At 73.4% G+C, this 10,147-nt stretch carries 10 protein-coding genes and 3 tRNA genes; 8 read left to right on the top strand and 5 right to left on the bottom strand.

What is annotated here, in order from left to right; translation table 11 throughout:
- Positions 1-256, bottom strand: a 256-nt coding sequence (locus tag GCG21_RS13370) for a WXG100 family type VII secretion target (RefSeq protein ID WP_370517520.1), incomplete at its 3' end; no start/stop codon positions are given.
- Between the two features lie 227 nt (positions 257-483).
- Here GCG21_RS13370 and eccD point away from each other — a divergent pair.
- From eccD to GCG21_RS13350, 4 genes are all read left to right on the top strand, one after another.
- Entirely contained in the window at positions 484-1,863 is a 1,380-nt protein-coding gene (gene eccD, locus GCG21_RS13365; protein ID WP_194165093.1) for a type VII secretion integral membrane protein EccD, read from the top strand.
- Between the two features lie 3 nt (positions 1,864-1,866).
- Positions 1,867-3,222, top strand: a complete 1,356-nt coding sequence (eccB, locus tag GCG21_RS13360) for a type VII secretion protein EccB (RefSeq protein WP_152910172.1) — start codon at positions 1,867-1,869, stop codon at positions 3,220-3,222.
- Positions 3,222-4,559: a S8 family serine peptidase gene (locus tag GCG21_RS13355; protein WP_152910171.1), complete on the top strand. Its 1,338-nt coding sequence runs from the start codon at positions 3,222-3,224 to the stop codon at positions 4,557-4,559. The genes eccB and GCG21_RS13355 overlap by 1 nt, the downstream gene beginning before the upstream one ends.
- A 76-nt stretch (positions 4,560-4,635) precedes the next feature.
- Positions 4,636-6,036: an FAD-dependent oxidoreductase gene (locus tag GCG21_RS13350; protein ID WP_152910170.1), complete on the top strand. Its 1,401-nt coding sequence runs from the start codon at positions 4,636-4,638 to the stop codon at positions 6,034-6,036.
- A 25-nt stretch (positions 6,037-6,061) separates the two neighbouring features.
- Here GCG21_RS13350 and GCG21_RS13345 read toward each other — a convergent pair whose 3' ends face one another.
- Complete coding sequence (locus GCG21_RS13345; protein WP_194165092.1) at positions 6,062-7,261, bottom strand: MFS transporter; 1,200 nt, start codon at positions 7,259-7,261, stop codon at positions 6,062-6,064.
- 35 nt (positions 7,262-7,296) lie between these two features.
- Entirely contained in the window at positions 7,297-8,478 is a 1,182-nt protein-coding gene (locus GCG21_RS13340; RefSeq protein WP_152910168.1) for an ArsO family NAD(P)H-dependent flavin-containing monooxygenase, read from the bottom strand.
- Between the two features lie 152 nt (positions 8,479-8,630).
- Between GCG21_RS13340 and GCG21_RS13335 the strand changes: the two genes are divergently transcribed.
- Positions 8,631-9,095, top strand: a complete 465-nt coding sequence (locus tag GCG21_RS13335) for a low molecular weight phosphatase family protein (protein WP_152910167.1) — start codon at positions 8,631-8,633, stop codon at positions 9,093-9,095.
- 7 nt (positions 9,096-9,102) lie between these two features.
- Here the strand turns inward: GCG21_RS13335 and GCG21_RS13330 are convergent, their stop codons facing one another.
- Both GCG21_RS13330 and GCG21_RS16345 read right to left on the bottom strand, forming a co-directional pair.
- The gene (locus GCG21_RS13330; RefSeq protein WP_152910166.1) at positions 9,103-9,600 is read right to left on the bottom strand and encodes a YajQ family cyclic di-GMP-binding protein; all 498 of its coding nucleotides are present in this window, start codon (positions 9,598-9,600) and stop codon (positions 9,103-9,105) included.
- 30 nt (positions 9,601-9,630) lie between these two features.
- Positions 9,631-9,771, bottom strand: coding sequence for a hypothetical protein (locus tag GCG21_RS16345; protein WP_194165091.1), 141 nt, complete (start codon positions 9,769-9,771; stop codon positions 9,631-9,633).
- On the opposite strand from GCG21_RS16345, the gene GCG21_RS13325 reads away from it, so the two are divergent.
- From GCG21_RS13325 to GCG21_RS13315, 3 genes are all read left to right on the top strand, one after another.
- Positions 9,750-9,834, top strand: a tRNA-Tyr gene (locus tag GCG21_RS13325). The genes GCG21_RS16345 and GCG21_RS13325 overlap by 22 nt on opposite strands.
- An 80-nt stretch (positions 9,835-9,914) precedes the next feature.
- A tRNA-Thr gene (locus GCG21_RS13320) sits at positions 9,915-9,987 on the top strand.
- Positions 9,988-10,034: 47 nt separating this feature from the next.
- Positions 10,035-10,108, top strand: a tRNA-Met gene (locus GCG21_RS13315).
- Positions 10,109-10,147: the final 39 nt, after the last annotated feature.

Genomic DNA, 10,147 nt, shown 5'->3' with positions numbered 1-10,147 from the left:
AGGTGTAGGTCGTCTGCGAGCTGGTCAGGTTCTGTTCGAAGGTGTCCAGCGCGGAGGTGATCTTGCGGGCGTCGGTGCGCCAGCGTTCCATGAGCGTGGTGAAGGCGGAGGCGCCCTGGCCCTGCCACTGCGCGCCGATGCTGGCGAGCTTGCCCTCGAGCTGGTTGAGCTCTGTGTTCAGTGATGCCTTCGCGTCGGCGACCACCTGCGCGCCCCGCTGTAGGGCGCCGTCTGCTGCGGAAACCTCGGTTGCCACAGTCACCTCCCGTGTTCGGGCCCCTCATCCGGGCCGGTTCCGACCACCGCCGTCTCTCGGGGTGGCCGCCGTCGATCCGCTCGACGGCACGCACCAGGGTATTGCCTGCCGTTCGACGGCGTCGATGGGCAGAGGTACCCGACGGGGTGGAGCGTGCCCGGGCGGCACCGGGGCGCGGCCCGGCCGTTATGCTGAGGGCCGTCCACCGTCGACCCGTGAGGAATCCGATGACCGAGGCGCCAGCGCACGCATCGAACGAGCAGGCACATGTGTTCGGGCAACTGCTGCGGATCTCGGTCGTCGCCGGCGACCGGAAGGTCGACGTGGCCGCGCCCCGGAGCGTTCCGATCGCCGAGCTGATCCCGGGGCTGGCCCGCACGATGGGCCTCCTCGAGGCCGGGACCGCCTACGGCGGCTACACGCTCACGACCGCCGACTCGGGCAGCCGCCTCGACCCGGCCCTCAGCCTGCACTCGCAGGGGGTCACCCCCGGCGACGTGCTCACGCTCACAGGCGGGGCGAACGCTCCGACCGAACCGTCCTACGACGACATCGTCGAGGCCGTCGCGGACGCCGTCGAATCCGAGCACCGGCCCTGGACGCCGCAGGACTCGGCGATGACGGCGCTCCTCGCGGCCACCGCCCTCCTCCTCACCGGAGCGGTCCTGCTGTTCGGCGGCGGGGCGCCGGCCGCCGGTGCCGCCGTGATGAGCGGGAGCGCGGCCCTGCTGCTCCTGGTCAGTGCCGTCGTCCTGAGCATCGGCGCCCGGGTCCCGGCCGCCCCGGTCGTGCTCGTGCAGGCCGCCGCGGTCTTCGCCTTCGTCGCCGGCTACCGCGGACTCCCGCGCGCACAGGACGCGAGCGCCTGGGGGATGCCGCTGCTCGTCGGCGGCGCGGCCGTGCTCGGCACGGGCCTCCTCGGGCTCCTCCTCATCCGCCGGAACCGGGAGTTCGCGATCGTGCCCGTGGTCTGCGGCGCCGGGCTGACGATCGCCGGATTCGGGGTCGAGCAGCTCGGCCTCTCGCCCGACGAGGCGTTCGCCATCGTCGTGGCGGTCGCGGTCCTCGCGGGCCTCGCGATCCCGTGGCTCGCCCTGTCCACCACCCCGCTGCGCGTCATCAGCCCGCGCGACGACGAGGAGGTCTACGCCGACGTTCCGCCGGTGGAGCGGCCCGAGATCGCGGCCGGGTACGCCCACGGCCACCGGGTCCACATCGGCCTGCGCGTCGGTGCCGGCCTGCTCACGCTCATCGCGATCCCGGCCGTCGTCGGGGGCGGCGCGATCGGGACCCTCCTCATGGTCGCGGCGTTCGCGGGAATGCTGCTGAGCGTGCGGGACTCCTACTCCCGGGTCGATGTCACGGTCGTCGTCGTCGTCGCGATCAGCGGCCTCGCGGCCACGGGCCTCACCTCGGCCCTGCTCCACCCCGACTGGCGCACCACGTTGACCATCGCGGTGGGGGCGGTGGCGATCGCCGTCGTGGCGTTCACGCTCGTGGCCCCGCGCCCGCGCCTCTGGCTCGGACGGCTCGCCGACGCCGCCGAGTTCGTCAGCATGGGGGCGCTCATCCCGCTCGTGGTCGTCCTCATGCGCTGGGGAGCGTGATCGGTGGCATCGAAGAAAGAGCTCATCGCGGCCCAGGGATTCTCCCGACGCCGGCTGGTGACGGCCTTCACGAGCGGTGCCCCCGGCGGCCGCGAACTCGAGCCCTCCTCACCGCTCGCGGGCATCATCGTCGGGGTGGTGATCAGCGTGCTCATCGTGGTCGGCTCGCTCGCCGTCGGCCTGTTCGGCGGTCGGGCACCGCAGGGCTGGGACGAACGCGGTCTCGTCATCGTCGCCGACAACGGCGCGCGGTACGTCGCGCTCAACGGCACCCTGCACCCGGTCGCCAACCTCGCCAGCGCCCGGCTGCTCGCGGGTGAGGACGACGGCACCCTCGCCATCGCCACTCTGAAGGAGTCCCAGCTCGGCGACACCCCGCGCGGCAACGTCACGGTCGGGATCCCGGGCGCGCCCGACGCCCTCACCCCCGCCGACTCGCTCACCCAATCGGGATGGACGGCGTGCATCGCCTCGGGCGGCGGCGTCGCCGTGAGCGTCCCGGCGGCCGAGGACGCCACGCGGGCGACGACGGTCCCCGAACCGCGCGGGGCGCTCGTCAAGGCCGAGGGCGGCGGCGACCTGTTCTACATCTGGGGCCCCTACCGCTTCCCGATCGCGGCCGTGGACGCGGGCCGGGTCGACCTGGCGCTCTCGACCGACCGGAACCAGGCGGTCGAGGTCCCGGGGACCTGGCTCAACCTCTTCGTCGAGGGGCCCGCGATCACCCCGCTGACGATGCCCGGTTCCGGGCAGCCGCTCTCTCCGGCCGCGACGGCGGCCACGGGCATGGGCGACGCCCTCACGGTGGGCAGCGTCGTCGTCCTCACGGATGCCCAGGGCAACGCCGACGGCACCTACGCCTTCACGGCCGACTCCGAGCTGGCGCCGCTGACGGATCTCGCGCTCAACCTGTACGACCGACCCGAGCGGGTGCCGCTGACGTTCTCCGAGGCGGAGAGCCTGCGGCGGCTGCCGAGCGCGGAGATCGTGCCCCGGGAATGGCCCACGGCCCAACCGGAGCCGCTCACCGGCGCCCCGTGCGCCCAGCTGCAACACGCCGACGACCAGGGCCGGGCGAGCACGGAGCTCGTGGCGGCGACCGAGGCCCCCGAGGCCGCGGGGATCACGGTCGCTCCCGGGGCGGGCGCGCTCGTGGCCCTCGGAAGCGCCCAGGGCGGCTGGGGCCTCGTGGACGAGTCGGGCACCCTGTACCCGATCCCCGCCGGGAAGCCGACGGCGCTCACCCTGCTCGGCTACCCGGACGTGGATCCCCCGCGCATCGCGGCCCCGTGGGCGGCGCTCTTCCGAGACGGCCCGCAGCTCTCGGCCGACGCGGCCCTGGCCGGGGCCGGCACCTGATGACCGGACGCGCCGCGCGCGCGGCGGCCGCGACCGTCCTGGCGGCCGTCGCGGTTCTCGGCACCGGCCCAGCGGCGCTCAGGACAGTCGGAGCAGTCGGAGCGGTCGGGACAGTCGGGGCACAGACGTCGGGCGGCTCCGAGGGCGCAGGCGGCTCGGATGAGGCGGGCGCCCCGTCCTGCGACGTGGAGTCGCCGCGGCTCGTGGCCGAGGCACCGACCGCGATCGCGGATCTGGGATTCGACCGTGCCTGGACCATCACCCGGGGCCACGGGGTGTCGGTGGCCGTGGTCGGCACCGGGATCGCGCAGGAGAACGCCCACTTCCCGGCCGACGCGGTCACGAGCGGTGCCGACGTCGTGCGGGCAGGTGAGCCCGCGTCGCAGGACTCGGACGGACTCGGCACCGCCGTCGCGGGCATCATCGGCGCCCGCGGGCTCGAGGGGTCCGGCGTCATCGGCGCGGCACCCGAGGTCACCCTCGTGCCGATCCGCGTCGGCTACGGCGAGGGCGGCGGGAGCGACCGGGACACGCTGCAGCTGACCGTGGCCCGGCTCGCCGCCGGTATCCGCGCCGCAGCGCAGGACGGGGCCCAGGTCATCGCGGTGCCGGCGGCCACCACCCGGGATTCGGCGGCGCTGCGCTCGGCGGTCGAGGACGCCACCGCGGGTGGGGCACTCGTCGTCGCCTCGGCCGGCAGCTCCCGCGACATCGAGCGCCAGGCCGGCTGGGACGAGGAGTCCGGCGCCGCCTCGGCCGGCCCCGGCGCGGCCTGGTATCCGGCCGCCTATCCCGAGGTGCTCGCCGTGGCGCCCGTGACCGAGACGGGGGCGGCCGCCCCCGGGGCGGCGCCGGGCGGGCCGTGGGTCGACGTCGCAGCCCCGGGCCAGAACGCGCCCACCACGTTCCTCGCAGCCCTCGACTGCATCCTCGGCGCCGACCCCGATCCGTCCTATGCCACCGGGTACGTCGCGGCCGCCGCCGCCCTCGTGGCCGGGGCCTTCCCGGATGCGGGCCCGCAGGAGTGGTCCTACCGGCTCGAGGCGACCTCCGCCGGGGCCGTGACCGGCACGTTCGACGAGACGGTCGGGTGGGGGGTCGTCAACCCGTTCGACGCCCTCACCCTGTACATCGACGGGTCCGCCCCGGGGCCGACCCCGCCCGCCTCCGTGGCGGGGAGTCGGGAACGCCCCACGGTTCCCGCCGCCGAAGTGGACCTGAGCCGGGTGGTCGATCCCGACGAGGCAGCCCACGAACGGATGCTCTGGTGGGTCATGGGCGGGCTCACCGTCGTCGGGCTGCTGCTCCTGCTCACCCGCCGCCGGCCTGCGAGCTGAGACGTGGGTCACGGGCGATCCCGGTGCGGTTGCATCGAGCGCCTAGACTGGCTCATGGTTCCAGCCGTCGATTGAAATGAGCCCCGTGCCCAGCACCTCTCAGCTCCGCGTCGCCGTTGTCGGTGCAGGCCCCGCGGGCATCTACGCCGCGGACATCCTCTCGAAGGCCGATGTCGACGCGTCGATCGACCTGTTCGAGCGACTTCCGGCGCCGTACGGCCTGGTGCGCTACGGCGTCGCCCCGGACCACCCCCGCATCAAGGGGATCATCCTCGCCCTGTACAAGGTGCTCCAGCGCGGGGACATCCGCCTGCTCGGCAACGTCGACTACGGCACCGACCTGACGGCGGCGGATCTGCGCGAGCACTACGACGCCGTGATCTTCTCCACCGGCGCGATCCGCGACGCGGATCTGAACATCCCCGGAGCGGACCTGCCCGGCTCCTACGGCGCGGCCGACTTCGTCTCCTGGTACGACGGACACCCCGACGTATCGCGCACGTGGCCGCTCGAGGCCACCGAGGTCGCGGTCCTCGGGGCGGGGAACGTCGCCCTGGACGTGGCCCGGATCCTCGCCAAGCACCCCGAAGACCTCATGGTCACGGAGATCCCGGAGAACGTCGAGGAGGGCCTGCGCGCCAATCCGGTCACCGACGTGCACCTCTTCGGGCGGCGCGGGCCCGCCCAGGCGAAGTTCACGCCGCTCGAGCTGCGCGAGCTGGGGCAGGTTCCCGACGTCGACGTGGTCGTCTACCCCGAGGACTTCGACTTCGACGAGGGGTCGGAGCAGGCGATCCGCGCCTCGAACCAGACCAAGCAGGTGGTCAAGACCCTGACCGACTGGACCCTGCGCGACCCGGCGGAGATGACCGCCTCCCGGCGCGTACACCTGCACTTCCTGCACAGCCCGGCCGAGGTGCTGGGCACGGACAGGGTGACCGGGCTGCGCACCGAGCGCACCGAACTCGCGGGCGACGGCTCCGTCCGCGGCACCGGCCGGTTCGAGGACTTCGAGGTGCAGGCCGTCTACCGGGCGGTCGGCTACTTCGGGTCGCCGCTGCCCGGTGTGCCCTACGACGCCGTCGCCGGGGTCATCCCGAACGACGGCGGCCGCATCATCGGTGACGACGGCCGCGCCGTGCCCGGCATGTACGCCACGGGCTGGATCAAGCGGGGGCCGATCGGCCTCATCGGTTCCACCAAGTCCGACGCCGCCGAGACGATCCGGAACCTCCTCGAGGAGTTCGCCGACGGCCGGCGCACCGCGAGCGAACGTGATCCCGACGCCATTCTCCGCAAGCTCGAGGCCGATGGAGTGCCCTTCACCACCTGGCACGGCTGGGAGTTGCTCGACACCTACGAGCGGGCTCTCGGAGAGCAGGCCGGCCGGGACCGCGTCAAGGTCGTCAGCCGCGAGGAGATGACGCAGATCTCCCGCGCGGATCGCGAGCACGCCGAGCAGCCCAGCGGCAGCTGACGCGCGCCCGCCGGCCGAGTGGCGTTCACGCCTGCCGGGGGCGGCGGACCGCGACCACGACCGCCAGCCCGGCGCCCGCCGTCAGGGCCACGGCCGCGACGAAGGGGCTGAGCGCGGGGGAGGAGGTGGCCCCGAGCACGAGGCCGCCGGCCCACGAGCCGCTCGAGATGCCGAGGTTGAACGCGACGACCATGGCCGCCGAGACGAACGCGCGGTGCGCCGGTGGGGTCGCGTGCAGCGCGAGGGCCTGCACGGTCGGTCCGATCGTGCCGAACATGAGCCCCCACAGCGCCAGGCCGGCGGCCAGGAGCCCGAGGCGGGTCCCCGCCGTGCCCACGAGCACCATCGCCGCCGCGAACAGGGCGAAGAGCACGATCGGGCCGCGGCTCGGCCACCGATTCGTCACCGGGCCCGAAAACACGAGGCCGGCGATGCTCGCCACGCCGATGATCCCGAGCAGCAGGCCCTGCCGGGCGTCGTCGACGCCGGAGACCTGGGTCAGGAACCGGGTGATGTAGGTGTAGACCACGAAGTGACCGAAGACGAACAGGAGGGCCGCCGCGCTGAGCAGGAGCGGGGTGGCGAGCCGGCCCGCGGCCCGGCGGCCCGGCGCGGGCCGCGCCGCCCGCACGTCCGCGGCCGCGGGTGGGTCGGCCGGGTCGGACGGGAGGGCCCGCAGGATGACGGCGGCGATCCCGAGTGCCGCGATGCTCACGGCGGCGCAGATCCAGCGCCAGCTCACCACCTCGACCGCCGCGGCCGCCGCCGGGATGGCGAGGGCGGCCGCCAGCTGGGATCCACCCGTGACGATCGCGATGCCCGCGGCCAGGTGGGCCGGACGCAGCAGGGAACTGGCGTACACGACGACCATTGCCCAGAACACTCCGTGGAACGTCGCCCCCACGAGACGCGAGGCGAACGCCGCGGCGTAGTCCGGGGCGAGGGCGGTGGCCAGGTTCCCCGCGGCCATTCCCGTGAGCGCAATGCCCACGACGGCCCGGCGGTCGGCCCGGGCGAGGAGGCGCACGAGCGGGATCGAGGTGAGGATGACCGTGAGGCCCCACACGGCGACGAGGGTGCCGATCGCCGTCTCGGGCACGCCGAGATCGGCGGCCATGGCGGGCATGACGCCCGCCGGGAGGGTCTCTGCGCTCACCGTGAGCATGACCGCGAGGCACAGCGGCGCGAGGCGCGCCCACGGGAACCGCCCGGGAGTGGTCGGCATCGACCCACCGTAGACCGCCGGTCGCTCCATTCCTCCTACGGGCCCATCCGGGTGGATGCGGCGCCCGAGGACCGCAGGCTCGTGATCACGCTCGAGGCGACGGTGGCGCGGGCGGGGGCCCCGACGCCGATGAGAGTGGCCGAGGCGGCGCCGACCCAGTCCCCGTAGCCGAGGAAGTACATCCCGGGCCGGTCTCGGGATCGGGTGGGCGGGTCGCCGGTGGTGGCCGGGACGGCCCCATTGCGCCCATCGCGCGTGAGGCCCAGGGGCCGCAGGTGGCCCAGATCGGGGCGGAAGCCGGTGCACCAGAGCACCGTGTCGACCGCCAGGGAGCGGCCGTCGTCCCAGCGGATTCCCGTGGCGGTGAAGCCGGAGAACATCGGTCTCGCCTCCAGCCGCCCGGCGTCGCGGGCCTGCCGGACCGCCGGAACGGCGACGATGTCGCCGAGGGAGCCGACCCCGCCGATCCTGCCGTGCTCGTCGTGCCCGCGGGACTGGACGTGGTCGGTGGCGAGGGCGAACAGGGCCCGGCCGTCGACGTCGTCGGGCAGGTAGCGCGGGGGCCGGCGGGTCACCCAGGTCACCGATGCGGCGGCCGGGAGCAGATCGGCGGCGATCTGTGCGCCGGAGTTGCCCCCGCCGATCACCGCGACCCGCGCCCCGGCGAAGGCCGCTCGGCTCCGGTAGCCGGTCGTGTGCACCTGGGCGCCGGCGAAGGCGTCCGCGCCGGGAAGCCTCGGGATGAAGGGGCGCCGCCAGGAGCCGGTGGCGTTGACGACCACCCGGCTCACCCAGGTGCCCCGATCGGTGTGGGTGAGGTAGCCGCCGCCCGGGTGGCCTTCGACGGCATGGACGGTGACGGGCCGGTGCACGGGCAGCCCATACCGGTCCTCGTAGGCGCCCAGGTACGACACCACGTGCCCGGCCGACGGATTGCCCGGCCCGTCCCAGGCGGGCATGCGGTATCCGGGCAGGGAGCTGTAGGCGGCCGGGGAGAACAGCTCCAGGGTGTCCCAGTAGTGCTGCCAGGCTCCGCCGGGGCGGGCGTTGGCGTCGAGGATCGCGTAGCTGGGGGCCGGTCCGCCGCGGCCGCGGGCGGCGTCCCGCGCCCGGCGATGCAGGTGGAAGCCGGCGGCCAAACCGGCCTGGCCGCCGCCGATGACCAGGACGTCGACGACACGGGCCGGCTCCGCCTTCGGCGTCGGTCGCGGGATCATCCCGCCACCGTACATTGACGTCGATCGATACGCCTCGATAGTGTCCACGTCCACGACGGCATCGGCGGCGACATCGGCCGATGCGGCCGGTGGGCTTCCGAGCGTCACCACCGTCGCGCCCGACCCCTCACCCGAGACAGGAGACCCGAGCGATGCCCACGCCGCAGGCCCCCACCCCGCAGCCCGCCGTGCTGTTCGTCTGCGTCAAGAACGGCGGCAAGTCCCAGATGGCCGCCGCGCTGATGGAACACCACGCGGCCGGGAGCGTCGAGGTCCACTCCGCCGGCACGCGCCCCGGGGCGACGATCAACGCCCTGTCCGCCGAGGTGATCGCCGAGGTCGGCGCGGACATGTCCGGCGGGCGCCCCAAGCCCATCGACCCGGCACTCCTGCGTCGCGTGGACCGGGTCGTGATCCTCGGCGACGAGGCCGAGGTCGAGCCGGTACCGGGCATGGCCGGGGCCATCGAGACCTGGCACACCGACGAGCCCTCCGCCCGAGGCATCGAGGGCATCGAGCGGATGCGCCTCGTGCGCGACGACATCGACGCCCGCGTGACGGCCCTGCTCGCCGAGTTCGCCCGCACGGAGCAGCGCCGGTCCCGAGGCCGGCGCTGACCCGCGATCAGCGGTAGTTGACGAACTGCAGCGCGGCGTCGATGTCCGCGTCCTTGAGCAACTCCTGGACCCCCTGCAGGTGATCGCGCGACTTCGAGCTCACGCGCACCTCGTCGCCGGTGATCTGGGTCTTGACGCCCTTGGGGCCCTCGTCGCGGATGAGCTTTGTGATCTTCTTCGCATTCTCGCTGCTCAGCCCCTCCTTGAGGGCGCCGGCGAGGCGGTACTCCCTGCCCGACGGCACCGGCTCGTTCTCGCCGGTGTCGATCGCCTTGAGCGAGACGCCCCGGCGGATGAGCTTGGACTGGAAGACGTCGAGGATCGCGAGCACGCGATCGGGCGCGTTCGCAACCATGAGCACGGTCTCGCCCTCCCACGAGATGCTCGCCCCCACCCCGCGGAAGTCGTAGCGCTGGGAGACCTCCTTGGCGGTCTGGTTGAGCGCGTTGTCGACCTCCTGTCGGTCCACTTTGCTGACGATGTCGAACGAGGAGTCCGCTGCCATGGTGTGTCCTTCCTGCAGGTGCCGGGTACATCACAGTGCCCGGTTGGTCACGCGGGCCCAGAACTTGCTATTGTTCCATCCGGCCCACCGGTCCACCACCGGACGGGTCGCCAGCACGACCAGCAGCACGAGCAGGACCGTGCTGCCCAGGCGGGTTACCCAAGTGGCCAAAGGGAGCTGACTGTAAATCAGCCGCGGAATGCTTCGGGGGTTCGAATCCCTCACCCGCCACCAAGCCGTGACCACGTCACGGTGAGGGAACACCGGTCCACGATTCGCGGAACGCCCGCGGAGCATGTACTCTCGTTCCCGCTGCCCCGATAGCTCAGTCGGTAGAGCGTCTCCATGGTAAGGAGAAGGTCTAGGGTTCGATTCCCTATCGGGGCTCTGGTTCTCGGTCCGTCGCCCCTCTCGGGGGGACGCCGGGAGCACGCGGCGGGGTAGCTCAGACGGTAAGAGCGCACGACTCATAATCGTGAGGTCGCGGGTTCGATCCCCGCCCCCGCTACCGTGAAGACGTAGCATCTAGTAGCGCCCGCCGCGCAAC

It is taken from the genome of Pseudactinotalea sp. HY160, assembly GCF_009372055.1.
In the GTDB taxonomy this organism is placed as follows: Bacteria; Actinomycetota; Actinomycetes; order Actinomycetales; family Beutenbergiaceae; genus HY158.
The sequence above is the reverse complement of the archived record's forward strand: the minus strand, read 5'-3'. Positions and strand labels throughout refer to the sequence as shown.

Coding starts and splice junctions, on each gene's coding strand:
- eccD (WP_194165093.1), top strand. CDS start 484: ATGACCGAGGCGCCAGCGCACGCATCGAACGAGCAGGCACATGTGTTC.
- GCG21_RS13355 (WP_152910171.1), top strand. CDS start 3,222: ATGACCGGACGCGCCGCGCGCGCGGCGGCCGCGACCGTCCTGGCGGCC.
- GCG21_RS13350 (WP_152910170.1), top strand. CDS start 4,636: ATGAGCCCCGTGCCCAGCACCTCTCAGCTCCGCGTCGCCGTTGTCGGT.
- GCG21_RS13345 (WP_194165092.1), bottom strand. CDS start 7,261: ATGCCGACCACTCCCGGGCGGTTCCCGTGGGCGCGCCTCGCGCCGCTG.
- GCG21_RS13340 (WP_152910168.1), bottom strand. CDS start 8,478: ATGATCCCGCGACCGACGCCGAAGGCGGAGCCGGCCCGTGTCGTCGAC.
- GCG21_RS13335 (WP_152910167.1), top strand. CDS start 8,631: ATGCCCACGCCGCAGGCCCCCACCCCGCAGCCCGCCGTGCTGTTCGTC.
- GCG21_RS13330 (WP_152910166.1), bottom strand. CDS start 9,600: ATGGCAGCGGACTCCTCGTTCGACATCGTCAGCAAAGTGGACCGACAG.